Here is a 26,264-nt window from a genome sequence, read left to right as displayed (position 1 = left end):
AAGAGTGCGGCGGGTGGTCACGGCGATCATCGTAAGGGCGCCCTTGGCCGGAGGATAACGGGAAGCCTGGCGCCGTACGGCGGGCACGTCGCCAGGCTCACTTGAGCAACGAGCCGTCCGGCAGGCGGTTACGGCCCCCTCCACCCAGCCGGGCATCGGCAAGGACGAGACCGGCCGGGGTGATCGGCGCTGTAGGCCCGCATTCGGAATGTCCCGTTCCCCCCGTGGCGAACTGCGCTTTTCTCGGTTGTCTCATTCAGGGGCCACGGCATTCTGTCTCACGATCTTGTCCTTGAACTGCGGTCGCTGGTGGAGTGGTGGAGCAGCATGACGGTGGGGGTCCGCTCGCGGGCCAGCGCGATCGCGTTCAGGGTCCTAGGGTTGCGAGCATGCCCGGAGTGGATGAGCAAGCGGCTCCCCGAGTGCCGGACGACGTCTCGGACGTCGTCGTGGTGGAGGGGCATGCCCAGTCCTACCAAGGCAATGTGCATGAGGAGCTCAAGGTCGTCCTTGTGCTCGACTCCGGATTCACCGTGCGGCGGCGTGGCACGACGTTCCGGGCGGCCCCGGGCCAGTTGGTCGTTCTGCACGCCGATGACGCTCATTCCGGAGGCCCGGACGGCTCCGGGCCTGCGCGCTGGCTCATCATGTGCGTGGCGCCGTCGTTGATCGCCGAGGTCGCGGCGCCCGACATGGTGCGATTCGGTGATCCGGTGATCCGGGACGATGGGGGCCTCGCTGACCGGTTCCGGGCCGCGCATGGGTCCCTGTACGGGCCAGCAGGACGACCCGGTTCGGCGCTGACACGGGAGACGGGGGTTCTGGACTTCGTCGCGGCACTGGCCCGGCGCGCGCCCGATGTGGCGGGCGAAGTCAGGGGGACGGGGGCGGCGCGGCGGGCCCCCGAGGTCGTACGCGAGTATCTACGGGCGCACCTCACCCGCAATGTGACGCTCGACGAACTGAGTGTGGTGGCGGGCGTGAGCAAGTACCGGCTCGTGCGCGTCTGCACGGCGTGGTTCGGACTGCCGCCGCACAAGCTGCATCTACGGCTCCGGCTCGACCGGGCACGGGAGTTGTTGCGGCGTGGCAGCGCGATCGCCGAGGCTGCGTACGCGACGGGTTTCCACGATCAGTCGCACCTGACGCGGGTGTTCGCGGGGGCTTACGGCGTCACCCCGGCCGTGTACCAGGCGACGTTCCGTGGGATGGCGTGGACGGGCCGGGCCCCGCGCTGACGCGGGCGGGGCAAGAACGTGCAATACGGCGGGTGACCGCCGCTCCTAGTTTTCTTCCTGGGCCGAGGAGATGCCTCGGCACGATGGAAGGGACTGCACGTGCCGATCGAGAAGATCGAATTCGACAGCGACGGTTACCGGCTCGTGGGTGACCTGCATCTGCCCGTGCCGGGCACCGCGCCGCGCGGCGCGGTCGTGCTGACGGGCCCGTTCTCCGGAGTGAAGGACCAGGTGGTCGGGTACTACGCGGCGCGGTTCGCCGAGCGCGGATATGTGGCCCTGGCCTTCGACCACCGCAGCTGGGGCGACAGCGAGGGCACGCCGCGCCAGCAGGAGGATGCCACGGCCAAGGTCGCGGACCTGCGGAGCGCCGTGGGATTCCTGGCGGGGCGGCCCGAGGTCGATGCCGAGAGGATCGCGGTGGCGGGGGTGTGCCTGGGCGGGATCTATGCCGCACAACTCGCCGCGTTCGACCCCCGGGTCAAGGCGGTGGCGCTCATCGCGGCGGCGTACAACAACCCCACACTGATCCGCGAGCGGTTGGGGGCGGACAACTTCGCCGCTCTGATGGGGCAGTTCGCGCAGATCGCGCAGCAGCAGGCGGACACCGGAGAGGTCGCGTACTGGCCCGCGGTCAACCCGGAGGGCATGCCCGCAGGCAACCCCGGCCCGGAACCGTTCGCCTACTACGGCACCGAGCGCGGCGCCCGCCCCGGCTGGGAGAACCGCTGCACCGCGCTGTCGGTGCTGCAGGAGCTGACGCTCGACGTGGACGCGTACCTGCCGCTGGTCACGGCGCCGTTGCTGATCGTGCACGGCCGCGGTGACCAGGCCGTCCCGGTGGCCGACGCGGAGGCCGCGTTCGCCAAGGTGGCCGGCCCGAAGGAGCTTCTCGTGCTGGACGTGAGCAACCACATCGACCTGTACGACGACGATACGTATGTCCTGCCGGCCGTCGACCGCGCCGTTTCCTTCTTCGACGCGAGCCTGTGATGCGGTACCGACTGCTGGGCCGGACCGGGCTGCGGGTCTCCGAAGCGTTCCTGGGCACGATGACGTTCGGCGAGGACTGGGGATGGGGTGCCGGCAAGGAGGAGTGCCGGGCGATGTTCGCCGCGTACGCGGAGGCCGGCGGGAACGTCATCGACACGGCCAACCGGTACACGGAGGGCAGCAGCGAACGCATCGTCGGCGAACTGCTGGGATCCGAACGCGACCGCTTCGTGCTCGCCACGAAGTACACGCTGACCATGGACGGCACCGACCCCAACGCGAGCGGCAACCACCGCAAGAACCTGGCCCGTTCGGTGGAGGGAAGCCTGCGGCGCCTGGGCACCGATTACATCGACCTGCTGTGGGTGCACATCTGGGACCCCAACACGCCCATCGAGGAGACGATGCGGGCCCTCGACGACCTCGTACGGGCGGGCAAGGTGCTGTACATCGGTATCTCGGACGCTCCCGCCTGGCTGATCTCCCGCGCCCAGACCATGGCCAAACTGCGCGGCTGGACACCGTTCGCCGGGCTGCAGCTCCCCTACAGCCTGGTCAAGCGCGACATCGAGCGGGAACTCCTTCCCATGGCCGCGAACCTGGACCTGTCGGTGGCCGCATGGTCGCCGCTGGCAGCCGGCGTACTGTCCGGCAAGTTCACCCGGCCCGGCAACGACGGTCCGTCACGGGTGGACCGCGCCGCCGTCTCCGAACGCGACCTGACGATCGCGCGGGCCGTGGACGCGGTCGCCGACGAACTCGGGGTGTCCTCCTCGCAGGTCGCCCTCGCGTGGACCAGGGCACACCGGCCGTGGATCCACCCCATCCTCGGCGCTCGCGCCCCGGCCCAACTGGCCGACAACCTCGCCGCGATCGACCTGGCGCTGCCGGACGAGGCCGTCGCCCGGCTCGACAAGGCGAGCGCGATCGACCTCGGTTTCCCGATGGACTTCATCCTCGACACGACCAGCGACTTCGTGTACGGAGCCAGCGGGCAGCGGACCGACGGCCGCCGCGGACAGTACTGACATGGCGCGGTGTTCGCCCTCGGTCACGACCGGGGGGCCACGTGCGTGAGCTTGTCGGGGTTGAGGACGGCGAAGATCCCGTGGATCAGGCCGTCCCCGCGTACGTCGAACGCGACGAGCTGGCGGCCGCCGTCGATCTCGGTCCACACCGCCGGCGAGCCGTCGTTCACCCCGACCAGCCGCGTGGCGCCCAGGCTGTAGCGGGAGAGAAGGCCCATCAGGAACGCCAGGGCGTTCGCGCGCCCCTCGATCGGCCGCAGCGCGGCGCGGACCTTGCCGCCCCCGTCGTTCCAGACCACCACGTCCTCGCTCAACAGGTCGGTCAGGGCGGTCAGATGGCCGTGCTGCGCCGCATCGAGGAAGCGCCGCAGCAGCTCACCGTGCGCGTCCGCGTCGGGGTGGAACCGTTCGCGGCCGGCGGCGAGGTGACGTGCCGCACGGCTGTACAGCTGACGGCAGTTTGCCGACGTGACGCCGACGATCGCGGCGATCTCGTCGTAGGGCAGCTCGAAAGCCTCCCGCAGCACGAACACCGCCCGCTCCGGCGGGGTCAGACGCTCCATCAGATGCAGCGTCGCGTAGGCGAGCGAGTCCCGCAGCTCGGCGGTCTGCGCCGGCCCGAACGCGTCGGAGGCGACCGGTTCGGGCAGCCACGGCCCGGTGTACGCCTCGCGCGTCACGCGTGCCGACCGCAATTGGTCCAGGGCCAGGCGCGTGACGACGGTGACGAGGAAGGCGCGTGGGACGCGGATCTCGGCGCGGTCCGCCGCGGACCAGCGTAGATACGCCTCCTGCACCAGGTCCTCGGCGTCCCACATGCTGCCCAGAAGCCGGTATCCGAGGCCCAGGAGCAGCGGCCGGTACTCCTCGAAGACGGTGTCGGGTTCTGGTGCCGCCGGTGGTGTGGTGGTCATCGGTGGACCCTTCGTCGTTGTTCCATGCAGCGGATGCTCCGCCGCATCATGCCGCCCCGGCGGCATCGGTGGCGGTCAGGCCCTCGCGCCAGGAGGCGTACCGGGGACGCCAGTTGAGGGCGAGTCGGGCCCGGGCGTTGTCGGCGCCGCGCAGTCGGTCCATGAACGCGACACCCCAGCCGCCGACCGCGAGCCGGGCCAGGGCGGCCGGAGCGTTCTTGGGCGCGGGTGCGCCGAGCCCGGCGGCGAACACCGGCAGCCATGTGTGCAGCGGGGCCGGGTCGTCGTCGACGACGTTGAGGACGCCACGGGTGTCGCGGTCGAGTGCGGCGACGATCGCGGTGGCCGCGTCGTCGGCGTGCGTGAACGAGAACACCGCATGGCCGCCACCGACCAGCGGAACCTTGCCCGCCCGTACCTGGGCGGTGAAGGTCCCGTCGCCTGCGTACGCGGATCCGGGGCCGTACAGGTGCCCGAACCGCAGGACGGTGCCACCCGCCGTTACCGTCTGCTCCTCCAGCGACTCCAACGCCGCGAGCACCGGCATGAACTGGCGGGGGGTCGCGTCTCGCCACAGCGGGGCGTCCTCGTTCGCGAGTCCGGCGCCCGGCTGATAGCCGTACGCCAGCCCCTGGGCAACGATCCGCCGCACACCCGCCGCACGCGCGGCCTCCATCAGGTTGCGGGTGCCCTCCGTACGCAGCCGGTTGGTGAGCGCGAAGTCCCGGGCGAGGTGACGCGGGTTGACGTCGGCGGGGATGGCGGTGAGCAGGTTGACGACCGCGTCGGGCGCGGCCTGCCGTACCGCGGCGAGCAGTTGGTCGCGGTCGAGCGCGTCGGCGGTGACGATGTCCGCGCCGACCGCTTCGAGTGCGGCGGTGCGGCGGGGGCCGCGGGACAGAGCGGCCACGTCGTGGCCGACGGCGGTGAGCAGGGGGACGAGACGGCTACCGATGACGCCGCTCGCTCCGGCAACGAGAACACGCATGATGACGGACTCCTGAGTTCGTGGTCCGGCGGCCCGGCATGGCGTCGGCCGCGCGCTTGCACCGTCAGGACGGGCGACCCCACGATCCCGTGACGGATAGCTGCTGTGATCCAGATCACGGCGCCAGGGAGCGGTGTCGAGCCCGGTTGACCGGGTACGCGCTGCGCGATCCGGGCCGCGGCAGGAAGCGGATCGCCAGGATTGGGCCGACACTCCGTCCTCCCAGGGGTGGTGGAGGTGGTCGGCTCAAGGGCCTGTCCGGCGGATCTTGTACCGGCTGCCTCCGACACGGTCAACTTTCGCAGCGCGGTGTTCCACGACAGGGTCCGCTTCCGGGGCAGGCAACTTGACGTTGACCTGATCGACTTCGGCAACGCGGTTTTCTCTGGCGGCACGGTCGACTTTCGCAACGCGGTGTTCTCCGACGGCACGCTGGTCGATTTCTCCGGCGCGGTGTTCTCCGGCGCCACGGTCAACTTCTCCCGTGCGGTGTTCTCCGACGCCAGGGTCGACTTCTCCGGCAGGGAGCTCTCCGGCCGCTGCAGCGCAGCGGTGTTCTCTGGCGGCAGGGTCGACTTCTCAGGCGTGGTGTTCTCCGACGGCACGGTCAACTTCAACAGCGTGGTGTTCTCTGGCGGCATAGTCGACTTCGCTGGCGCCAGCGGCTCCGCACCAGCTGGCCTGGTTTCGTTGGGCACGTCTTCCACAGCCTTGCCGAACGGACTCCTTCTCCCGTCAGCCTGGCGTCAGGAAGGGACATAGTGATGACGTTCAGCGTGTTTCATAGGTGGTCGCTCGTGAAACTGTGACTGAGCGCTTCAGTTGGCCCGATCGGCCAATTGAAGCGCTCAGTCTGTACAACCTCGGTTACGCGTGTCTCAGGCCACGAAGGCCGGTGCTGCAGGCGCTGACCAGTACTCGCCCACCCACGCTTCCAGGGACGTCAGCCCGGGGTGCTGTGCACGCAGCGTCGCCAGGTCGGCCTTGAAGCCGACCGTGTTGAACCAGTCGAACATGGCGGCCAGCTCCTCGCTGTGCGCGCGTACCTGCTCGATCGGCTGGGAGGTGAAGCGCACCGGACGGGCGGCGGCGCGAGCGAAGGCTTCGGCCAGCTGCGGGCCGGTCAGCTCGTCTGCGGCGATCTCGACGGTGCGCCCCATGTAGTCGGCCGGGGTGTCGAATGCGTCGGCGGCGATGCCTCCAATGTCTCCCGGGGTGATCATCTGGAGCTTCGTGTCCGGGGCCAGCGCCATCGTCAGCGTGAGCTCGCCGTCCACCCACTGGGGGCCCAGGTGCTCGAAGTTGGTGATGAAGAAGGTTGGCCGCAGGATCGTCGCGGGCAGACCGAGCGCCGTGATGTGCCGCTCGACTTCGCCCTTACTGGCGAAGTGCTGCACCTGGCCGGGGCGGTCGGCGCCATCGACCGAGCTGTAGACGAAGTGCGCGACACCCGCGCGAGCGGCCGCCTCCGCGACGGCCTCACCCTGCCGGATCTCGCCGGCGAAGCCGTCCGGTCCAGCAAAGGTCTGCACGCTGAACACGCCGTACGCGCCGCGCAGGGCCGCATCCAGCGATGCCACATCGTCCAGGTCACCGCGGACCAGGACGGCGCCGGCCTCCTTCAGCGCCAGTGCCTCGGGCTTGTTCGGGTCACGGACCAGTGCGTGCACCGTCCAGCCGCGAGACAGCAGTGCGCGCGCGGTGGCGCCACCCTGCCGCCCTGTCGCACCAGTCACCACAATGACGCGGTTGTCAGACATCTAAGGCTCCTCGACAGCGCAGGTCCTGGGTGCCTCAAGTGGCATCCCTCGGTGCCCAGAACCCTGCTCCCTCAACCAAGGTTGAGGTCCACCCCCCGTGATCTAAATCATGGCCGCCAGACTGCTCGTTGCCCCGCTCCACGGGCCAACCATCACGCTCAGCGGGCCAACTCGGGCGCTAAGCTTGACTCTGTCGGGGATCTTGGTGCCGCCGAGGTCAGCTGCCCAGGGTTCGCCAGGACTTCGGCCGGGGTATCTCGCGCTGGTCGAGGTAGTTCTGGAAGGCAGTCGGTCGGCGGGGCGTGGGGGCTTCTTCGGTTGGTGGCAGTCCGCTGAGGCGCTCGATGTTGACGGCGATGGCCGTCAGGACGTGCTGGATGTGGGCCTTTCCCTGTCCTCGGTAGCGGCAGCGTCGCATGCCGTGTCCGTGGGCGAACTCGTTGACCGTGCCCTCCACTCCGGAGCGGACCGCGTAGCGGGTCTTCCACTCGGGTGTCTGTTGCTCGGTGCGGACGCGGAGTTGCAGGTCGCGGAGTTCTCGTGGGGGAAAGCCCACGGTGCGGGTGCTTTCGCGGGAGGTGGTGCACTGGGTGCGGGCCGGGCAGGGCTGGCACTGGCTTTTGGTGAACCTGGCCACGATCAGCGGGGCCGCGGTGGGTGAGGAGGTCGGGTAGGGGCCGTGCCAGCCCTGGCTGACCTGGCCCTGGGGGCAGGTGACCTGCCGATGGTCGTAGTCGATGTGGAAGTCGTCCCGGGCGAAGCCCTCGTCCCGGCGGTGCTGACGGGTGGGGTTGCTCCGCAGTGGCCCGGAGACGGTGACCTGGTGTTCACGGGTGGCTTGTTCCAGGTGGGGCAGGGAGGTGTAGCCGGCGTCGACCAGGTGCTCGGCGGGCAGGAGTCCGCGGCGGGAGAGGCGGGTGTGGATGCCGGGCAGGACTTTGCTGTCGTGGGTGGTGGCCGCGGTGGTGGCCACGTCCGTGATCACGTTGGGGCCGTCGGGAGCGCAGGTCTCGGTCAGGTGAGCGGAGAACCCCTTCCAGCCGATGATGTGTCCGTGCCGTGCGTAGCGGGCCGAGGTGTCGTAGGGAGAGACGACCGCCCGGGACGAGGGCGGCAGCCCGGGTCCGCCTTCCTTCTCGGCGGTGCGCCAGCGCAGGTGTCCTGCGGCGTCACGGTGGTAGTTCTGCACCATGATCTGGCGCAGGGCCTGGAGACGAGGGCCGGACGTGCGGCCTCCTGCTCCGTGCCGGTAGAGGTGTTCCAGGAGTCGGACGGCGTCGTTTCCGGTGGCAAGGATCCTGGTCTTGGGCTTGGTGGGGTTCTTGCCCAGGCGGACCGGTCGGCCGTAGCGGCGCCCCCAGTCCTCGTCGACCAGCTCGTCCAGCAGGTGAGGGGAGGTGCCGGCGACTTCTTCGAGTGCGGCGCGGACCGCCTCGGTGATCAGCTCCAGGCGGGTCAGGTCGCGCGCCGCGGCCAGGACGTGGGTGGAGTCGGTGCGCTGAGTGGTGCGCTCGTGCACCAGGCCGGCTTCCTTGAGGCGAGCTAGCGCGAGGTCGAGGAGGCGGTCGGCGCGGTCGTCTTCGGCGAGACGGTCTCGGAAGTCGGCCAGCACGCTGTGGTGGAAGCCGGGGTCGTCCAGCTCCATGGCCATGGCGTACTTGAAGTCGATGCGGCAGCGGACCGCCTCGGCGGCCTGCCGGTCGGACAGGCCGAGCAGGAACTGCAGCACACAGACGGTGGCCAGTTGAGCAGGCGAGAGACCCGGACGCCCGTCTCGCGGGTACCAGTCGGCGAAGTCCTCGTCATGCCACAGCCCGTCCAGCCGGTCTCTCACCCATATCGCCGTCGTGCCGCCCGGGTTGCTCGCCCGCGCGACCTGCGCAGTCAGAGACGGGACCTGCTCACCGGAACGTGGACGAAGGGACAACGAGCACCTCGACATCGGTCATCGGAACTACCCGAGCATGCCCGTTGACAATGCTGCCGCACCGAGAAACTCCAAGATCCCCGACAGAGTCAATCTTGGAGTGGTGATGGGGCGACCGGCGACGGGGCGGACACGGGTGATGGGCTTCCGCCCCCCAAGCCACTCCGTGACGAGTTCGAGGCGCTAGCCAAGGCCGAAGTCCGCACCCCGTCGGACGCGCTTGTCGAAGCGATGCACGACTGGATCAAGAAGAAGCAGCGCGAACGCCAGACTGACGCGAGCGCGCCACCAACCTCATGAGCCTGATGGAGGTCATGCGGGTCCGTCCGTGGTGAGCTCGCCCGCGTGCTTGCCCGCGGTCAGGCGGCTGAGCACGGCTGGACACTGGACACGGAGCTCCTTCCGCCGCACCAGCAGCAGGTGAACGCCCTGGAGAACCAGGGCCTGGTGGAGCTCGCCTGCCCGGAGGACCGCGCGGAGCTGTCGGCTCTGGAGGGCCGGCCCGTGCGGTGGGCGGCCCGCCTGACGCCGTACGGCCACGACACCCTCACCTACGGCTGCTCCCGGCCCCGGGCCGAGCCCCCGCCCGTCGAGGCAGCCCCGGACCGGGAGTTGGTGGAGCTGATCCCGTCGCAGATGGCGGCGCTGCGCGTGTTCGTCGGCCTCGCTGATCAGCTCCGGGTGCCGCCGGCCGACGGTGACCAACGCCGGGGCTCAGATCCAGCCCCTCTTGGCGGCCTCGACTCCCATCTGAAAGCGGGTGTCGAGGCCGAGCCCGGACGCGATCGCCGCGATCCGGCGGGTCACGGTGCGCGCGCTCGTCCCCAACTGCCGGGCGATTGCCTGGTCCTTGTATCCCGCCTGCATCATCTTCAGCAGCAGGAGGTCCTGCGCGCTCGGCCCGTCGGGCGTCGCCGGATCGGTCGCGACGAGGGACTGCGCACGCTGCCAGTAGGAGTCGAACAACTCGAGGAGTGCGTCGAGCAGGCCCGACTGGTGGACGACGGCGATCCTGTCGTAGCGGCCCGGGACCAGCGCGACCAGCGCGACGCGTCGGTCCATGATGCGCAGTCTGAACGGCAGGGCCGGCAGGATGCGGGCCTGCTCGCCGATCCGGGCGAGGTGGGTGATCAGCTCGAAACGGGCCGGCAGCGCCAGTGCCTCCGGGGTGTAGACCGACCGTATGTCGACGCCACGGCCCAGCAGGTCCATCGTCAGGGCCTCCTCCAACTCGGTGCTGTAGGGGCCCAGATAGGGGGGTCGATCGAGAACCCAGAAATGGGTGCGGACCGACTGCATCAGTTCGGCGACGCGCAGCGTGATCTCCGTCTCGCCGGTGATCACTTCCACCAGTCCGGTCGGATCTTCCTGCAGCCGACGGGCGCGGTATTCGTCCGCCAGGTCGTCGACGGTGCCCCACACCGCGGTGAACGCCGCCTCGGTCTCGGCTCGGCGTCTGGCCAGCAGTGCCCTCAGCGCGGTGTGCGGGCTGACCGGCCGGTACTGGCCGTGTCCTTCCTTTCTCAGCATGCCCAGTTCCACCAACCGGGAGACGGTGCGCCTGATCCGGCTGGGCGTGGTGCCAAGGGTCTCGGCGATCTCCGCGGTCGTGCGGTCGGACTTGGTCAGATAGGCGCGGTAGACCCGTTCGTCGAACTCGCTGATCCCCAGGGTGCTCAGCACCGGCCGCCCTCCCAGTGATCACCGCCCGGCGAGCAGTCGGGACGGTCGTGACGCAAATCGCCAACTGGCGATGTGCGACACGAGTTTGATCTAGACATTCGTCGTTCACAAGCTTTCACTCTGAACGTTCACGTCACCTGTGGAAGGGCTCGGAGCACCCTCGGTGCCTACGACCGGTCAGGCGGCGCCACTTGAACGGCAGAGGACGACCGTGCTCTGCCCGACTGCAGAGCCGGGAGAGACCTTGTGAAAGCACACCACCGCAGACGCTGGAGTGTGCCGGTTGCCGCCGGCGCTCTGGTACTCGCGCTGGCCGGCCCCTACGACGCGCTGGCCGTTGCGTCCTCAGCAGCCCGTTCCGACGCCGTCGGCTCCCCGTCCACTGCATCCACGTCCGACCGGGTGCCCGCCGGCGCCCACTCCGTCACGCTGATCACCGGTGACGTGGTCACCACCCGGCGGAGTCCCGGCACCGACAACGGGACCGGAGGGATCGTCAGCGTCCGCGGTGCCGACGGGCGCCCGGTGGAGACCCACATCCTGACGTCCGGCGACGACCTCTACGTGTTCCCCCGGTCCGTGCTGCCCTTCGTGGCCAAGGGCATCCTGGACCGGCAGCTGTTCAACATCACGGCCATGATCGCCGACAGGTACGACGACGCGCACCGTGACCGGCTGCCGCTCATCGTCTCGTACACGCACTCCGCCGACACGCGCCGCGAGGCCGCCGCTCTGCCCGACGGGGCGACCCGGGTCCGTACCCTCGACGGCATCAACGGCGCCGCCCTCACCGCGGACCGCTCGCACGCCGCGGACTTCTGGAAGTCCGTGGCCGGGACGGCGACGACCGACGGAGCCCGCAAGCAGTCCGCCGCACCGGCCTTCGCCGACAGGATCGCGCACATCTGGCTGGACGGCCTAGTCCATGCCGACCTCGCCGACAGCACGGCGCAGATCGGTGCCCCCCAGGTCTGGGCGGACGGCAACACCGGACAGGGCGTGGACGTGGCTGTCCTCGACACCGGCGTCGACGCGGGACACCCCGACCTCGCGGACCGCATCGCGGGCCGGCAGAGCTTCGTACCGGACGAGAACACGGACGACCACGTCGGTCACGGCACGCATGTCGCGTCCATCATCGCCGGTAGCGGCGCGGCCTCCGACGGCAGGGAGAAGGGTGTCGCCCCCGGCGCCCGCCTCGACATCGGCAAGGTGCTGGACGACACCGGGTCCGGTCAGACCTCCTGGGTCCTGGCCGGCATGGAATGGGCCGCGGTCGACCAGCACGCCAAGGTCATCAACATGAGCCTCGGTGACGGTCAGGCGTCCGACGGGAGCGACCCCCTCAGCCAGGCCGTCGACAGGCTCAGCGCCGAGACCGGCGCGCTGTTCGTCGTCGCCGCCGGCAACGCGGGGGCACCCGGCACCATCGGCGCACCAGGCGCGGCGAGCGACGCGCTGACCGTGGGTGCCGTCGACTCCGACGACTCCCTGGCCGAGTTCTCCAGCCAGGGTCCCCGCGTGGACGGCGCGCTGAAACCGGAGATTACCGCCCCCGGCGTCGACATCCTCGCGGCCAACTCCCAGTTCGACGGCAACGGCGGGGGCGCTTACCAGACCATGAGCGGCACCTCCATGGCCACGCCCCACGTGACGGGCGCGGCCGCGCTGATGGCCGCCGCTCATCCGGACCTCACCGGAAGCCAGCTGAAGGATCTGCTGACCAGCAGTTCCCGGCAGACCCCGCAGTACGACGCCTTCCAGGCAGGCAGCGGCCGCCTGGACGTCGCCGCGGCCTCGCAGGCCGGAGTCTTCGCCACGGCGACCGCGTACGCCGCGCAGGTTCCGCAGAATCCCGCCGACGGCGTGCGGCGCCCGGTGACCTACACCAACACCACGGACACGCCCGTGACCCTCGCGCTGAGCGTCGAGGCGGCACACGCCCCCGCCGGGGTGTTCCGGCTCTCCGCCTCCCAGGTGGCCGTGCCCGCGCACGGCAGCGCCGGTGTCACCGTGACGATCGACGGTTCGGGCGTCACCACCGGCGGCCGGTACACCGGCCAGGTCGTCGCGAAGACCGCGGCCGGCCAGGTCGCGGCGCACACCGCCGTCTCCCTCGGGGACGTCGAGCACAAGCTGACCATGGAGTTCAAGGACGCCCAGGGACGTCCCATGTCCGGCGTGGTCGAACTGCTCAGGTCCGGTGACGACTCCCCGGAATTCCTCATCATCGACGACTCCGGTACGGCGCAGATGTACCTGCCCGACGACGTGTACTCGGTGCTGTCCTTCAAGACGGTGCAGGGCGTCCACGGTCCCCACTCGTGGGGCATGGCGCTGCTGGGCGACCCGGACGTCCGAATGGACCGCGACACCACCGTCACGCTCGACGCGTCCAAGATCGACCGGATCGACATGACGACCCCTCAGCGGACCGCCACGACCTACCAGCGACTGGACTACACCCGCCTGATGGGCGGCCAGATCTGGCGGGACTACATGGAGACCCAGACCAACTACGACAGCCTGTGGGCTCAGCCGACCACCCACAAGGTCACCCACGGCGACTTCTACCTGGCGGCCCGGTGGCGCAAGGAGCAGCCCGCACTGTCCGTCGCCGCCCGGACGACCGACTTCACCGACGTGCTGCGCCAGGACGGCGTCACCCCCCTGCCCGAGGGCAGCGTCAAGCTCCCGCTGGTCTTCGCCGGTCAGGGCGCGAGCACCGACTACGTCGGCCTCGACGTGCGCGGCAAGGCCGTGGTGGTACGCCGTAACGACGACGTGTCCGACCGGGCCCAGGCGGCCGCCGCGATGGCCGCGGGCGCAAAGCTCATGCTGGTCGTGAACAACGTGGACGGCCGCGGCTTCCGCGCCTACAACGCCCCGTTCAGTTCATCGCCCATCCCGCTCGACGTGGGCCTGCTCAGCACCGACGAGGGCGAGAAGCTCGTCCGGCAGGCCCAGGTCCGAGGCGCTTCGGTCACGGTCGGCTCCGCGCCCGTGAGCCCGTACGTTTACGACCTCGACCAGACCTGGCACAACGAGATCCCCGCCCGCATGGTGGTGCAGGGCAGTTCCAAGAACCTCGCCCGGGTCGACGAGACCTTCGACAGCCCGGCCCCGGGAAGCACTGGCGGCGAGTTCCGGTTCGACTGGCCCACGTACAACAACTGGGCCATCGGCCAGATGATGCCGGAGCCGGTGCGGGGGAAGCGCACCGACTGGGTCTCCACCGGGGGCTTCAACAGCTGGAGCCAGAGCGCGTATGCGGACGGCATGGTCTTCGAAGCCGGGGCCAAGACTTCCTACCGGGCGGGCAGCACGCAGTCCGAGGAGTGGTTCAAGCCGATCGAACGGCCCTACCTGAACGACGTCTACAGTCTGCCCACGCGCACGGGTGACCACTTGTACATCGACACCCCCGCCTGGGGCAGCCGCAACCACGTCGGCATGAACCAGATCGACGGCGCGGCACAGCAGCGGCAGACCCTCTACCAGGGCACCACGGAGTTGGGCACGGGAACCTTCACGAACGTCTCGGGCGACGCACCCGGCGGCGGCAAGCTGCCGTACCGGCTGATCGTCACCGGCACGCGCGACGTGACGTTCACCCCGTACTCCTCCAGCACGCGCACCGAGTGGGACTTCACCTCGAAGGCGACGGCGGACGGCTCCGACGCGGTGCTGCCGCTGGTGCAGATCGACTACGAGGTCGGCACCGACCCGGCCGGGCGGGCCGGACGGCACGACACCCTGTCCGCCACCGCCGCCCAGCTGCCGGGTGCCGTCGGCGCCGGCCGGGTCGGCGCGGTCACCCTGGAGCTGTCCTACGACGACGGCACGACGTGGCACAGGGCCACCTGTGATCACGACGGGCGGTACCGCCTGGACGCGCCGAAGAAGGCGTCGTATGTGTCGCTCAGGGCGAGCGCCGAGGACTCGGCGGGCAACGCGGTGCACCAGACGGTGATTCGGGCGTTCGGCCTGCGCTGACGCACAGCCGCGGATCGCGCGCAAGTGAAGGTCGGTCCGTTCGTGGTCGCACGACCACGGACGGACCGTTCGCCGCTCCGGCGGTCCCGGGCGGCGTGGCGCGTCGGCGGGGGTGCTCAGGGACATGGCGCTTCAGAATCGTCGGGCGGTCGTAGACCGCCGCCTCCACGGGCCGAGGCGTTCAGCGGGTCCCGTCAGGCCGACGTTGTCACGTTACGCGCTGGCTGAGTCCTGCCCGGAGACTTCGGGCGGGGCAACGTCACGCGCTTCGGCTACGCATCCCTGCAGACGCGAGCGCTACCGTCGGCACCGACACCAGCACCGCCCAGCCCAGGCGGCGCGACTGGAAGGAGGCACACGTCGCCTCCACTCCTTCCTCCATCGACCCGTATGCAGGGGTCCATTCGGTGCCGAGGACGGAGTGGCACTTGGAGCGAGGGTAAGCCGAGCTGATGTCCGGCGCGCTGGTCAGCAACCACAGGATCGCGCTGGCCCCGACGCATGCCAGAAGCCACATGACTGTTCTGCTCATGCCGTGACTATATGAATACTCACTTTGTCTCTTGATGGCGGTACGAAGCTTGCCGTCCGCTACGGGCGAGGGTTCTCGGAGACGGCCAGCAACGAGTGGCTGTGATCAGCACATTCGGAACACGCCCTGGTTCAACTGGTAGCGGCTGTCCTCACCGACCGCGCTTCCACCTGGTTCGACCTCAACGTGCCCAGCCCTTTCATGCTGTCGGCCCGGCCCATCGGACCCGACTACGTCGACAAGATCGCCGGAGTCCTGCACGTCGACGGCACCGCCCGTGTCCAGACCGTCGACCCCGCCACCGCACCCGCCTACGGAGTACTGATCGAGCACTTCCACCAGTTCACCGGCCTCCCTCTCGTCCTGAACACCAGCTATACCAACCGCGAGCCCCTCGTCCAAACACCCGCCCATACCCTCGCCACGGTCCAGGCCTGCGACCTGGACGCGGCGTGCATCGGGCCACCCAGGCCTGCAACACTGAACGGGATGACGACCTCCACCCGGCCCTTGAGGGAAGCCGCCCGCGCCGTCGTCCTCGACGCCGACCTGCGCGTTCTCCTCCTCCGCTATGACGAGAACGGCGGCTTCTGGGCCACGCCTGGCGGCTCCCTCGAGGAGGGTGAACACCCACGCGCCGCGACGCGCCGCGAGCTGCACGAGGAACTCGGCATCGATGAGAAGACGGTCGAACTGGGCGTGCAGCTCGCGGAGCGCAGCAAGGACCACCTGGTCGGCGGGCGTGAAGTCCGCCAGATCGAGGGGTACTTCCTCGCTTACGTCGACCCAGCCGACGTCGACCCGGCCCGTGCCACGCAGCCCGACAACATTCGGGAGTACCGGTGGTGGACCCGGGACCAACTCCGTTCCACCACCGAAGCGGTGTACCCGCTGGGACTCGCCGACCTGGTTGCTGCTGTCGCTGAAGGCTGCACGCCCGAACAGCCCATCGTTTTGACTTGAGGACGAGGCGCCCAAGGGACGGCCTGCACCAGCAGGATGCAGGAAGTGAGCAGTCCTGTCCGCCGGCTGCCCGGGTCTGAGCGTTGCCGACCACCTGATCCCTGCTGATGTAGCGGCTCGGCACCGGCTGCCGTTGTGACGGGGTATGCAGGTGAAACCTGGCCGCCTGCCCCGGCAACGGGCGCGCGGCGGGTACCGATGGGGCGTGCCGCCTTTCGATCTTCCCGTGTCCCTGGCTCTGTGCCGATCCGTCGATCAAGTCCGTGGCGGCCCCGGTATTGCTGCTCTCGAGCCGAAGTTCGACGGATGGCGCTGCCAGGTCAGGGCAAGCGCGGGCCGGCTGTGGAGCAGGCACGGTACCGACTTGAGCGCCGCGTTCGCGGACATCGCCCAGGCGTCACGTGCGCTGCCGGACTGCGTGCTGGACGGCGAGCTGGTGGCGGTCCTCGACAGCGGGGAGCTGGCGTTCGGGAAGCTGCAGTCCCGCTCCGGGCGCGGCCCCCGGCCGGGCGAGGGCTTCACGGTCCACCTGGCCGCCTTCGATGTCCTGGCCGTCGGTGACACGGACTGGCGGCCGAAGCCGTACGCGGAGCGCCGCAGGCGGCTGCTGGACCTGCTGGAGGGCGGACCGCCCGCGATCCGCCCGGTCCCGGTCACCGGCAGCGTCGCGACGGCCCTGGCCTGGGCGGGCGCCCTGGGCGGCGTGGAGGGCATCGTGATGAAACCCAACCGGCCCTACGTCGCAGGTCACGGCTCGGGGTGGCTGAAGTGGAGGCAGATGCACACCAGCGAGGCCGCGGTCCTCGGGGTGAGCGGCCGTACTCCCGCAACGCAGTGCCTCATCCTCGGCCTGCCGCACCGCGGAGGCCAGATGCGGGCCGTGGGAGTGAGCCTCCCCCTCGGCCAGGCGGTACGCCACGAGCTGCTCCCGCTGCTGCGGCCGGCCGGGGACACGGAGGCGGAGCTGCCCGGGACCGTGGGCGGACTGCCCGGCGCCGATCCGGTGCACTACCGGCCCGTGATCCCCGACGTGGTCGTGGAGATCGAGGCCGACCAGACCGGCCCCCGCGAGTTGGGGCGGTTCCGGCACCGCCCCCGCGTGCTGCGCGTCCGAGGCGACCTCACGGCCGACAACCTGCCCTGCGCTCCCTGAGCCGCAGGCCAGCGGCTTCGTCCGTGAGTGCGCGGTCACCGCACCAGGCGGCAGGTGCGCCAGCCTCGCCCGTCGCGTACCAGGGCGCCGCGTTCTTCAAGATTGCCGAGGTGGTAGGCGACCGACGCCGTGCCGCTGAGCCCGATGTCGTCGGCAAGCTGCCGGACCGACGGGCCCTCACCGCGTTCCTCGATCCACCGCCGTATGCACCGCAGGATCTGCTCCTCCCGTGCCGTGAGGTGCTCCGGGCGCCGGTTCACGGCCGCCACCCCACGGCGCGGGCTTGGCGGCGCAGCTCCACGCGCGCCGCCGGCGTCCGTCCCGGGCCGGACCAGTACGGGTGAAACAGCAGCCGGCCGGACAGGGTCTGCAGGCGGCGGCGCAGCGCGGTGTTGTGCACCGGGTGCGGCACGGCCAGCACCGCATACGTGAGCTGCCACTCCGCCTGGAGCTCGATCAGGTCAGGGGGGAAGGGTGCGTGCTCCATGCCAACAATTAGGCCACATGTTCGATTTTCTGGTGGCCAAGTCGATGCGCTGGCTTGTCATCGGCGCCCGTGTCCTGTGCGATCGGATCTTGAGCGCGTGCCATCGATTCCCTACGGAGCGATCATTCGCAATTCCTAATTGGCAGCCGAGTCGTCGTGGGACGTCGGGCGGCCAATCGATGGAAGCCACAAGCGGCAGAACTTTGAAAGCCACACCCGACGCCCCTGGGTGGGCCAACCATACGAAGGGCTCGCCCGGTCCCGAAGAAGAAGGTAGGGAAGAACGTAGGGAATCTTGACGGCCGCGAGTCCGTGTCACCGAAGAATGAGCAGTGGGGGCCAGGCGCCCTCCGGCGAGCCGCGGGTGTAGTCAGGCGTGGCGGCCGGGTCTACCTGACCGGGCCTTCATCTTCTCCTGGCTGCGCGTCAGGCATGTCCAGGATGGCCTCTCGGGTGTACTGAGGGCTCTCTGGGGGTGGGGCCACGCTAGGGGCCATGAGTACGGTGAGGAGCCTGCTCAGGTCATCCGTGGAGAGCGCCAGGCCCAGGCTCTGCACGATGCGCAGAGCACAGTCCCGGATGGACTGAGCGTCCTTCTCGGGCGCCGCCGTGCTCCCAATCTCGTCACACACTCGGCTGAACTGTTCAGCGCTGATCGTTGGCCGACCTATCGGCTGCGCCATGGTGCGCTCCTCCTGGAAGAGCGGGCGGTTCCACCCGCTCTTCCAGAAAGCGCTGAGCACACCGCAACGGCAACTGGAGAGAGCCAGCGCGCAGGCGCTGGACCAGAGCCGCTCAGACTTCGTTGGCACGCGCTCAACGTGCACTGTCACAGGACAGCCCGCCGTGGCTCGTTGGACCGCGTGTGACGACCGCTGAGATGACCGACGTCCTCGAGTGGGACGCCCGCACGCTCCTCGAGGAGTACGACGGCGGGGGGGTCCCCGAGTACGAGGAGTTGCAGGCAGTGGCATAGGCAGAACCCTCAACACCGCTGTCCGAGCAGCGCAGGGCCCCTCATGGCTGGGTGCCATGGCCTGGGAGTAGCCGGCTTCGAGACTGCCTGGTCTGAATCGCCGTACGGCACCCGCCGGCGTTTAGGGGGCGGGTGCGGTACGCGTGCGGACCGTGGGTGGGGGCCTATCCGGTCATGGTGGGGGTGTAGGGGGTGAGGGCTGGGGCGAGCTGTGTTCCGGGGGTGAGGCCGAGGGCGGTGAGGGCGTCGGGCAGCCCGCGTCCGGTGCGGGCGGCTTCTGCTGTTCCGGGAGCGGCGAGGGGGCGGCAGCTGGTAGTCATGATGTCGAACAGGTGTTGCACTCGGCCGGGGCCGCGGGGCAGTAGCTGGCCGTGGAAGACCTCGTGGTGGGCGAGGACGAGGGCGGCCAGGCCGGCGATGTGGGCCGAGGCCGCTGCGGTGCCGTCGGCGGCGCTGTAACCGCCCTCGGGGGCGCAGGACAGGACCGCGACGCCGGGGGCGGCCGCGTCGATGCCGGGGCCGTGACTGCTGAACGGGGCGGCGAAGAGTCCTTCCGGTGTCAGCTGAGCTCCGGTGTGGGTGGCGTGGGAGGTGTTGGGTGGACAGGTGCCGTAGGCGCCCAGGGCGCCTACGGCGAACACGGTAGGCAGGCAGGCGGGGAAGGCAACCGGCCCGCCGGTGTCGCCCGTGGGGGCGATGCAGGCGATACCCGCCGTGGTGGCATCCGCGAGTTTGCGGGAAACCAGCGCCGACGGATACGGGGACGCGACCGCGATGTGGGCGATGTCCACCTCGTGTTCGATGCAGTGATCGAGAGCGGCGATCAGGTCACTGAAGTGGCCGTCGGGCAGCACCTGGCAGACGTCGAGCTCGGCGTCGACCGCGATGCCGACGACCCCCTTGCCGGTGTCCGCGCCGGCGATGATCCCGGCCGTGTGGGTACCGCTGCCGACCGGGTCGTGCGCCCAGCCTTCCTTGGTGCGGTGTACGAGGTCGGTGCCGGAGCGGACCCGCTGCTTCAGGTCGGGGTGGTCGGCGCTCACCCCCGTACCGATGACCGCGATCTTGATGCCGAAGCCGCGGAAGGTAGGAGGCAGCCGGTCCAGCCGCATGGCCTGCTGGCCCCAGCCGTAACTCTGGCGTTCGTCCAGGTCCGGGTACACGGTGGCGAGCGGGGTGAGAGTGACGACATTCTCCCGTGCCGCGGACAGATCGGGGCGGTTGATCCAGCGGTCGGTGTAGCCGGCCCTGGGGCGGACGTACAGGGACTGGACCGACTGCTCGGTGTCGGTGGCCAGGGTGATGGTGACCGTTCCGTCGGCGGCGGTGATGCCCTGGCCCGGCCATGACGCCCCGATCAGGAACACCCCGGCGCCGGCAAGGGGTTCGCCGTCCGGGCCGCACACACGCACCGCGATCTCCACCGGCTCTTGCAGCGGCATGACCAGCCCCGGATCGGGCAGCGGCAGCGTCCCCGGGGTCAACATGGTGGCGGGTCCCGCGCCTGCCAGTGGCAGGTCGGGTTCGATGTGCACGTGCAGGGTCCGCATCGCCGGCAGCTGCATCTCGGCAGCCTCGACGACCGCGATCTCGGGACAGGACGGCTGCACGCCGGCCGACTGCAGCTTCTCGGACGGCTCCAGGCGGCGGATCACGGTGACGTCCGGCATGCTCTCGAGCCGGTCGCACACCGTGTCCATGCCAAGTTCGGCAACTCCCGGCGCAAGTAGTTGCTGCGGCAGCGGGGTCACCATGTACCGCTGCCGGCGCTGGTGCACCCCGACCGGTGACAGTGCGCCCTTCTTGCGCGGCGCCGCTTCTTTGTCCCCGGGTACCGGCCCGCCGCCGGCCCCCGCACTCTCGGAATCGCTCTGGCGGCTGTTCCGGGGCTTGTTCCCGGGCCTGTCCTTGACCATCATCACGCCTGCCTTCACCACGCCTGTACCGGTCACTTCCACAATGACGCGGTGTGCCCGGGAACAACTCCTGGACACACCGCCTCGCGCACCGCCAGGGCGTCAGCCGATGCCGAAGGGCTGACCCATCTGGCCGAAGCCGGAGCCGGGCTGCTGCTGGCCGAACTGCTGCGGGCCGTACCCGCCGCCCCACTGCTGCTGACCCTGCTGACCCTGCTGACCCTGCTGACCCTGCTGACCCTGCTGGCTGTGCTGGACCAGGGCCAGGATCGCGGCCGGCAGTGCCTGCTGCACGGACTGCTCTACCGCGCTGCGCACGCCCTGGATCAGCGTGGTGTGCAGCGCGACGGCCAGGTAGGGGTGTGCCTGGTGGGCCAGGCCCTGCTGCTGCAGCTGCTGCTGGACCTGCTGGATCTGCTGCAGCGTCTGCTGCATCCGCTGCGCGACCTGCTGGCTCGCCTGCTGGCAGGCCTGCTGGATCGTCTGCTGGACCACCTGCGCGAACTGCTGCGGACCGCCGAACTGCTGGCCGCCGGTCTGCTGGCCGAACTGCTGCAGCGGCTGGGCACCGGTCATCACCGACATGAAAGCTCCATTTCAACGCCAAGGGAGAGCCGACATAAGAGACTATGTTGGCTTTTTCGGATTATTCCGACGGGTCGACGCTAAGGTGCCCTTCTCATGACCGCAATCGGGCGAGCCGTCTTGGAAGAGGAGTCCTCCCGATCGGCCCCGGCGACGGTGAGCCGCCGATAGGGGCGGCAGGCCCCCGCAGCCCGCTGACCGACACGCCCGACAGCATCACCGACCGTCACACTGCAAATGCGTAGATTGGGCCCGTGGCCGTACCGCGCTGTGAGGACGTGGCAGGGCACGCCCCCGGCTGACCTTTAGCGCCCAAGGTCGTCGAGGCGGATGGGATATGGGGTAATTGGCAGCCCGACGGTTTCTGGTTCCGTTAGTTCAGGTTCGAGTCCTGGTATCCCAGCCAACGCAGATGCCGCCCATCACGGCAGACATTGAGCCAAACGAGGCTGCTGCGGTTGTCCGGCCAGGTGGTGTCCCGCCGAGTGAACACTTCGCGGGACACCATCTCGGCCATGACGGCGAGGCATGCCCGACTCAGCCGTGCTCGACCGCGAATACCGTCGGCACTGAGTGCCAGCAGGTGATACGGCGGTGCGGCGGGCATGAGGCGACGGCCTTTGCCGCGTACTTTGATCATGGTCTCGTCGTGTTCCTCGAAGCCCGCTGCTGTTGCTGACCGGGATGGAAACGACTGGGCGAGTGGCCGGAGCTGGCTGCCGGGCGCAGGCTGGGAGTGTGCTTGTTGCGCTGGCGCCGATGTTCGCGGTGATCGGTCCGGCTCCGGGGCTGGAGAGTGAGGCGGAGTACGCGTACGAGACGCTCTGGAACGGGGTACGGGTCATCGCCCACCTGCCCGGCAACGGGAGCATGCGGCTGCTGTCCCAGACCGGGGTGGACGTCACCGACCAGTACCCTGAACTGAAGGCGCTGCCTGTTCTGTTGCCCGGGCCCCAGGCTGTGCTCGACGGGGAGATCATCACCCTGGACGGTGAGGGCCGGCCGTCGGTGGAACGCCTGCAGCAGCGCATGAGCTTGCATCATCCTCAGGCGATCGGCCACGCCGTCGAGGATCTACCTGTCCAGCTGATGCTGTACGACATCCTTTACCTCGGCGAGCCGAACGTGCAGTTGCCGTACACCTCCCGCCGCGACCTCCTCGACGACCTCGCCCTGGCCAGTCCCGGTATCAGTGTGCCCGCGGCCTGGCCGGCACCTGGCGAGCAGGCCCTTGAGCAGACCCGTCTCGAGGGATACGACGGCGTCGTCGCCAAGCGCCTCACCTGGTTCCTCCGAGGATGCCCCGGCCTTCAGGCCGGGAAGGAATCGGACTCCTGCGGAGCAGGGCAGGGAACGGGGTTTCGCCTCCAGGGCGAAAGACCGTCCACGCGATCGGGTAGCGTGGTCGATGTGCGTTGCGAGAACCAAGCGCGCACACCGTGCTGAGCGAGAGCCAAGCCAGCACAGCAACTCCTTTGCTGTAGTGCCAAACCGGGCAGGTTCCGACCCGGCTGGTGTTGAGGGTGTAAGACCCGTAGGTCCGCTGGACCCGCAGGCAGCCTGAGCCAGGAATCCCCCTGCTTCAGCGGGGGGAGGGTTCAACAGTCCATACTTGCCCGGACGTCGTACCCGCGGCTGGATCAAAATCAAGCACCTGGTGTGAAGTCGACCCGCCACATGATCGGTCCCGGCTCCCGCTGGGCCGTGTCCGGCAACTGCCGTCCGGCCACAGTCCGGGGGCTCTGAGGGTGGCGGGCCGCTTCGGTGTCGCCTGCTTGACCTGTGTCGTCATCCATCTCAGGGCCCCAGGATCCCCGCTTCTGGTCGCATGCGTCGTCCAGGGCAAGGGAGCCGTTCGCCGGAGCGTGACGGAGACGGTCAAGTGAACGGCTTCCCTACACCACGGTGTCGACCATCCGCACCGTGAACTGTGGATTCGAGGTTCAGAAACCCGGGAGGCGCGGTGCTGACGCGGATCGGACTGGCCCTGGCCGGCCGGGCAGGAGCCCGCCTGGCCTCCGCGGTCGGCATCACCGTGGGCAAGGACACGCTGCTGCGGCTGGTCAGAGCCCTGCCCGAACCGGAGGTCGGCGAGGTGGAGGTCCTCGGCGTTGACGACTTCGCCTTCCGCAAGGGCCGTCACTACGGCACGGTGCTGATCGACATGGCCACCCACCGTCCACTGCATCTCTACGAGGGGCGCGAGGGCGAAGACCTCGCCGCATGGCTCCGCGACCACCCCGAGGTGAAGGTGATCTGCCGGGACCGGTCCAGTGGTTACGCGGAGGGCGCACGCATCGGAGCGCCGCAGGCCGAGCAGGTCGCTGATCGCTATCATCTGTGGGCCAATCTCGGCCAGGCGGTCGAGAAGACAGTGAACGGTCATCGCTCCCGTCTGGCCGAACCGCCTTCGGAACCCGCAGACACCCCCGACGAACCGCAGGTAGTCCGGCTGCCGCCAGAGCTGAAGATCGTGACTCGGCTCCGTGAACAACATGCTGCCGCCCACGAGTTGTGGCAGCAGGGGATGTCGAAGGCGGGGATCGGCCGGAAACTCGGACTGCACCAGGCCACCGTCCGCAAACTGGTTGACGCCCCCTCCGCGGACGACGTCGTCGCCAAAAGCCTGCAGCGGGCTCACGTCGTCGACCCGTATGTCGGCTACCTGCACCGGCGCTGGAACGATGGCGTCAGAAACGCCACCCAGCTCTACCGCGAGATTCAGGAACAGGGCTACCCCGGAGGCGAGTTGGCCGTCCAACGTCATCTGCGGCAGTACCGCACCGGGCGTGGACACGCACCCGATCCGGGGCCGAAGCCTCCGTCGGTCCGCGAGGTCACCTCATGGATCATGACTCACCCCGAACACCTGCGGGACGAGGTCGCCGGCAAGCTTCACCGGCTGCGTGAACGCGATCCCGAGCTGGACCGGCTCACTCTTCACGTCAGGAAGTTCGCCGTCATGATGACCGCACGCCACGGCGACCGCCTCGAGGACTGGATCACCGAGGTCGAACGAGACTCCCTCGCCCCACTCGCGGGCTTCGCCCGCAACCTCCGCCGCGACTTCGACGCCGTCCGCAACGGACTGTCCCTTCCCCACAGTTCCGGCGCCGTCGAAGGCAACATCAACCGGCTGAAGATGCTGAAACGGCAGATGTTCGGCCGGGCCAGCCTCGATCTCCTTCGCAAACGCGTCCTGCTCGCGCGATGAGTCCAGCCCATCCGGATCGCTGAGTAGGCCCGGAGCGCGGTGCCGGGATTACTCCCGGTCCGTTTCTCCGGACCTCTCGCCGAACCCGGCGTGCGCCTCTCAGCGCAACGGGCTCTCCACGGTCTCTGCCGTCAGGCGTGGTTGATAGCGGCCCAGGGATTGGGGATCCTCGACGCCCGGTAGCGGTAACGGGTGACCGTTACCGTCTGGAGGTCGAACAGTTCGATCCCGTCCGCGTGCGGGCGGCGCCAGCCCCCGTGGGGGTTGGTGAGCCACCGGCGGACGTCCTTCCACCTCCAGCGATGCAGAGCCCTCAGCCACCGGACCACCCGCCACCAGACGAAGTGTTCCAACATGCTGAAGGTGTGTTTCGCCACTGCGTGCTTGAAGTAGTTGGCCCAGCCGCGCATGATCTGATTGAGACGGATCAGCGCGTCCCTGGGAGGGTGTTGCGACGTCCTGTGGGTCAGGGCACGGATCTTCGCCTTCAACGACCGGAGGGGCCGGTCGGCGATGAAGGTGTAGACGTACCACTTGTCGTTGGTTCCCTGCTTGCGGCGCCACTGGATGCGGAACCCCAAGAAGTCGAAACCATCGGTCATGTGCACGATTCGGGTCTTGGTCGGTGACAGCCGAAGACCCAGAGGCTCCAGCACATGAGCGATGTCTTCATGCAGCGTTTCGACGTCGTCGCGGGTGCCGTGCACGAGGACGACGAAGTCGTCCGCGTAACGGACGACCCGCCACCTGGGCAGGCCCAGGTAACGACGTCGGTCCCGCCGGGAGCCGGTGCTCATCTGCCCGCCGTTCTTCCACGGCCCGTGCAGGTGCTCGTCGAGCGCCGACAGGACGATGTTGAAGATCAGCGGTGAAAGGATCCCGCCTTGCGGGGTGCCGGTGTGAGTGTCCTGGTACTGACCGTCCTCAGTGAGGACACCAGCCTTCAAGAACGCCTTGACCAGCTCCAGTACGCGCTTGTCCTTGACTCTGACCCGCACCGCGTCCATAGCGGCGCGGTGCGAGACGTTGTCGAAGGCCGCCTCGATATCCGCATCCAGCACCCACCGATAGCCGCGGGTGCCGAAGTAATGGATCTCGGCGATCGCGTCCTGAGCCCGCCGCGCGGGCCGGAACCCGTAGGAAACCGGCTCGAAGTCGGCCTCGAAAATGGGCTCCAGCACCAGTTTCAGTGCCGCCTGGACCAAGCGGTCCTCCACCGGGGGAATCCCGAGCTTGCGGACCTTCCCCGAGCCACCGGGCTTGGGAATCGCGCGTTCGCGTGCCGGCATCGGGCTCCAGGCCCGTGCCTTGAGCCGCTCACGCACCTCGGCCAGGAAGGCCGGGACGCCGATCTCGGACTCGATCCAGCCGGTGCGGCCGTCCACGCCGGGAGTCCGCGCCCCCTGATTGCCCGCAACCCGGTCCCACGCGATTCGCAGCGTGGCCGGATCGTGCACGAAGTTGAACAGGTCGTCGAACCTGCGGCCGGGGTCGGCCGCCGCCCAACGGTGAAGCTTGGCCTGCATCTCCGATACCCGCTGACGGGGCCCCATTTCGGGGCCCGTTGGCGGAGCGTCGCCGTTCGGCGGCGCATCTTCCGGCATTGCAGCATCCTTCCCTTCTCGATACCGCTGCCGCCCTTCCCCGTGTGACCGGCTTTCCCGGCCTCGGAGTACTACGGCGGCTCCGCCCCCTCCCGGACCGATCAGTCGTCGGTGGACTCAGCCCCGCCACCGCCGCCGGACGCGGCGTGAAGGGCAAGGACCGGGACGGTTCCCGTGTTCACTGTGGTTCGCTCGATGAAGGAGGAGCCCGACTGTGTCCCTGTGGCATCGCCGCGAGTACGCCGCAGACCTTCCCCACGGCCTCCCGAGCAGCTCTTGTATACCGCTTCAGGAGTTCTCCAGATCA

The 26,264-nt window shown here is 69.2% G+C and carries 22 protein-coding genes and 1 tRNA gene; 10 read left to right on the top strand and 13 right to left on the bottom strand.

Annotated features, from left to right (window positions below; translation table 11 throughout):
• Positions 1-389: 389 nt before the first annotated feature.
• The 3 genes from OG798_RS02945 (at position 390) to OG798_RS02935 (ending at position 3,259) form a co-directional block, all read left to right on the top strand.
• Positions 390-1,238 (top strand): helix-turn-helix domain-containing protein, encoded by an 849-nt coding sequence (locus OG798_RS02945; RefSeq protein WP_120986756.1) that lies wholly within the window; start codon positions 390-392, stop codon positions 1,236-1,238.
• A 99-nt stretch (positions 1,239-1,337) separates the two neighbouring features.
• Entirely contained in the window at positions 1,338-2,231 is an 894-nt protein-coding gene (locus OG798_RS02940) for an alpha/beta hydrolase (protein ID WP_183126946.1), read from the top strand.
• Positions 2,231-3,259 carry an aldo/keto reductase gene (locus OG798_RS02935; protein WP_328756138.1) on the top strand — a complete coding sequence of 343 codons (1,029 nt, stop codon included), beginning with the start codon at positions 2,231-2,233 and terminating at the stop codon, positions 3,257-3,259. The genes OG798_RS02940 and OG798_RS02935 overlap by 1 nt, the downstream gene beginning before the upstream one ends.
• Before the next feature lie 23 nt (positions 3,260-3,282).
• Here OG798_RS02935 and OG798_RS02930 read toward each other — a convergent pair whose 3' ends face one another.
• A complete protein-coding gene (locus OG798_RS02930; protein WP_095850778.1) occupies positions 3,283-4,173 on the bottom strand; it encodes an RNA polymerase sigma-70 factor in 891 nt (296 codons plus the stop codon).
• Positions 4,174-4,219: 46 nt separating this feature from the next.
• The gene (locus OG798_RS02925) at positions 4,220-5,161 is read right to left on the bottom strand and encodes an NAD-dependent epimerase/dehydratase family protein (protein ID WP_095850777.1); all 942 of its coding nucleotides are present in this window, start codon (positions 5,159-5,161) and stop codon (positions 4,220-4,222) included.
• Between the two features lie 228 nt (positions 5,162-5,389).
• Here OG798_RS02925 and OG798_RS02920 point away from each other — a divergent pair, with 228 nt between their 5' ends.
• The gene (locus tag OG798_RS02920; protein ID WP_120986762.1) at positions 5,390-5,923 is read left to right on the top strand and encodes a pentapeptide repeat-containing protein; all 534 of its coding nucleotides are present in this window, start codon (positions 5,390-5,392) and stop codon (positions 5,921-5,923) included.
• Between the two features lie 116 nt (positions 5,924-6,039).
• Here the strand turns inward: OG798_RS02920 and OG798_RS02915 are convergent, their stop codons facing one another.
• The 4 genes from OG798_RS02915 to OG798_RS02900 form a co-directional block, all read right to left on the bottom strand.
• Complete coding sequence (locus OG798_RS02915) at positions 6,040-6,921, bottom strand: NmrA/HSCARG family protein (protein ID WP_095850775.1); 882 nt, start codon at positions 6,919-6,921, stop codon at positions 6,040-6,042.
• 217 nt (positions 6,922-7,138) lie between these two features.
• Complete coding sequence (locus tag OG798_RS02910) at positions 7,139-8,755, bottom strand: IS1182 family transposase (RefSeq protein ID WP_328756136.1); 1,617 nt, start codon at positions 8,753-8,755, stop codon at positions 7,139-7,141.
• A 405-nt stretch (positions 8,756-9,160) separates the two neighbouring features.
• Positions 9,161-9,553 carry a hypothetical protein gene (locus OG798_RS02905; protein WP_328756135.1) on the bottom strand — a complete coding sequence of 131 codons (393 nt, stop codon included), beginning with the start codon at positions 9,551-9,553 and terminating at the stop codon, positions 9,161-9,163.
• 9 nt (positions 9,554-9,562) lie between these two features.
• Positions 9,563-10,531 (bottom strand): helix-turn-helix domain-containing protein, encoded by a 969-nt coding sequence (locus OG798_RS02900; RefSeq protein ID WP_121413721.1) that lies wholly within the window; start codon positions 10,529-10,531, stop codon positions 9,563-9,565.
• 246 nt (positions 10,532-10,777) lie between these two features.
• On the opposite strand from OG798_RS02900, the gene OG798_RS02895 reads away from it, so the two are divergent.
• Positions 10,778-14,527, top strand: a complete 3,750-nt coding sequence (locus tag OG798_RS02895) for a S8 family serine peptidase (RefSeq protein ID WP_328756134.1) — start codon at positions 10,778-10,780, stop codon at positions 14,525-14,527.
• Positions 14,528-14,786: 259 nt separating this feature from the next.
• Here the strand turns inward: OG798_RS02895 and OG798_RS02890 are convergent, their stop codons facing one another.
• Complete coding sequence (locus OG798_RS02890) at positions 14,787-15,059, bottom strand: hypothetical protein (RefSeq protein WP_328756132.1); 273 nt, start codon at positions 15,057-15,059, stop codon at positions 14,787-14,789.
• A 126-nt stretch (positions 15,060-15,185) separates the two neighbouring features.
• Here OG798_RS02890 and OG798_RS02885 point away from each other — a divergent pair, with 126 nt between their 5' ends.
• Together OG798_RS02885 and OG798_RS02880 are read left to right on the top strand one after the other, a co-directional pair.
• The gene (locus tag OG798_RS02885; protein ID WP_328759973.1) at positions 15,186-16,022 is read left to right on the top strand and encodes a carbamoyltransferase C-terminal domain-containing protein; all 837 of its coding nucleotides are present in this window, start codon (positions 15,186-15,188) and stop codon (positions 16,020-16,022) included.
• Between the two features lie 145 nt (positions 16,023-16,167).
• Positions 16,168-17,175: an ATP-dependent DNA ligase gene (locus OG798_RS02880; protein WP_328756131.1), complete on the top strand. Its 1,008-nt coding sequence runs from the start codon at positions 16,168-16,170 to the stop codon at positions 17,173-17,175.
• 35 nt (positions 17,176-17,210) lie between these two features.
• On the opposite strand, the gene OG798_RS02875 is transcribed toward OG798_RS02880, so the two are convergent.
• From OG798_RS02875 to OG798_RS02860, 4 genes are all read right to left on the bottom strand, one after another.
• Positions 17,211-17,435: a LexA family protein gene (locus OG798_RS02875; RefSeq protein ID WP_328756130.1), complete on the bottom strand. Its 225-nt coding sequence runs from the start codon at positions 17,433-17,435 to the stop codon at positions 17,211-17,213.
• A complete protein-coding gene (locus tag OG798_RS02870) occupies positions 17,432-17,662 on the bottom strand; it encodes a hypothetical protein (RefSeq protein ID WP_121413687.1) in 231 nt (76 codons plus the stop codon). The genes OG798_RS02875 and OG798_RS02870 overlap by 4 nt, the downstream gene beginning before the upstream one ends.
• Before the next feature lie 1,140 nt (positions 17,663-18,802).
• Positions 18,803-20,590: a S8 family serine peptidase gene (locus tag OG798_RS02865; protein WP_328756129.1), complete on the bottom strand. Its 1,788-nt coding sequence runs from the start codon at positions 20,588-20,590 to the stop codon at positions 18,803-18,805.
• Between the two features lie 66 nt (positions 20,591-20,656).
• Positions 20,657-21,139 (bottom strand): hypothetical protein, encoded by a 483-nt coding sequence (locus tag OG798_RS02860; protein WP_121413685.1) that lies wholly within the window; start codon positions 21,137-21,139, stop codon positions 20,657-20,659.
• A gap of 331 nt (positions 21,140-21,470) precedes the next feature.
• Here OG798_RS02860 and OG798_RS02855 point away from each other — a divergent pair.
• A tRNA-Gln gene (locus OG798_RS02855) sits at positions 21,471-21,545 on the top strand.
• Here OG798_RS02855 and OG798_RS02850 read toward each other — a convergent pair.
• A complete protein-coding gene (locus OG798_RS02850; protein WP_267059749.1) occupies positions 21,513-21,779 on the bottom strand; it encodes a hypothetical protein in 267 nt (88 codons plus the stop codon). The two genes, OG798_RS02855 and OG798_RS02850, sit on opposite strands and share 33 nt — an antisense overlap.
• A gap of 32 nt (positions 21,780-21,811) precedes the next feature.
• Between OG798_RS02850 and OG798_RS02845 the strand changes: the two genes are divergently transcribed.
• Both OG798_RS02845 and OG798_RS02840 read left to right on the top strand, forming a co-directional pair.
• Positions 21,812-22,585, top strand: coding sequence for an ATP-dependent DNA ligase (locus tag OG798_RS02845; protein ID WP_328756126.1), 774 nt, complete (start codon positions 21,812-21,814; stop codon positions 22,583-22,585).
• 484 nt (positions 22,586-23,069) lie between these two features.
• Entirely contained in the window at positions 23,070-24,353 is a 1,284-nt protein-coding gene (locus tag OG798_RS02840; protein ID WP_443053698.1) for an ISL3 family transposase, read from the top strand.
• 131 nt (positions 24,354-24,484) lie between these two features.
• On the opposite strand, the gene ltrA is transcribed toward OG798_RS02840, so the two are convergent.
• The gene (gene ltrA / locus OG798_RS02835; protein WP_328756122.1) at positions 24,485-25,879 is read right to left on the bottom strand and encodes a group II intron reverse transcriptase/maturase; all 1,395 of its coding nucleotides are present in this window, start codon (positions 25,877-25,879) and stop codon (positions 24,485-24,487) included.
• Between the last annotated feature and the right edge of the window lie 385 nt (positions 25,880-26,264).

This window comes from Streptomyces sp. NBC_00271 (assembly GCF_036178845.1).
GTDB lineage: Bacteria > Actinomycetota > Actinomycetes > Streptomycetales > Streptomycetaceae > Streptomyces.
This window is presented reverse-complemented; position numbering and strand designations above follow the sequence as displayed.

What these genes read in the sequence shown, in the direction of transcription:
- OG798_RS02850 (WP_267059749.1), bottom strand. Translation starts at nt 21,779, where the DNA reads ATGATCAAAGTACGCGGCAAAGGCCGTCGCCTCATGCCCGCCGCACCG.
- OG798_RS02930 (WP_095850778.1), bottom strand. Translation starts at nt 4,173, where the DNA reads ATGACCACCACACCACCGGCGGCACCAGAACCCGACACCGTCTTCGAG.
- OG798_RS02945 (WP_120986756.1), top strand. Translation starts at nt 390, where the DNA reads ATGCCCGGAGTGGATGAGCAAGCGGCTCCCCGAGTGCCGGACGACGTC.
- OG798_RS02860 (WP_121413685.1), bottom strand. Translation starts at nt 21,139, where the DNA reads ATGTCGGTGATGACCGGTGCCCAGCCGCTGCAGCAGTTCGGCCAGCAG.
- OG798_RS02925 (WP_095850777.1), bottom strand. Translation starts at nt 5,161, where the DNA reads ATGCGTGTTCTCGTTGCCGGAGCGAGCGGCGTCATCGGTAGCCGTCTC.
- ltrA (WP_328756122.1), bottom strand. Translation starts at nt 25,879, where the DNA reads ATGCAGGCCAAGCTTCACCGTTGGGCGGCGGCCGACCCCGGCCGCAGG.
- OG798_RS02915 (WP_095850775.1), bottom strand. Translation starts at nt 6,921, where the DNA reads ATGTCTGACAACCGCGTCATTGTGGTGACTGGTGCGACAGGGCGGCAG.
- OG798_RS02935 (WP_328756138.1), top strand. Translation starts at nt 2,231, where the DNA reads ATGCGGTACCGACTGCTGGGCCGGACCGGGCTGCGGGTCTCCGAAGCG.
- OG798_RS02870 (WP_121413687.1), bottom strand. Translation starts at nt 17,662, where the DNA reads ATGGAGCACGCACCCTTCCCCCCTGACCTGATCGAGCTCCAGGCGGAG.
- OG798_RS02890 (WP_328756132.1), bottom strand. Translation starts at nt 15,059, where the DNA reads ATGAGCAGAACAGTCATGTGGCTTCTGGCATGCGTCGGGGCCAGCGCG.
- OG798_RS02880 (WP_328756131.1), top strand. Translation starts at nt 16,168, where the DNA reads ATGCAGGTGAAACCTGGCCGCCTGCCCCGGCAACGGGCGCGCGGCGGG.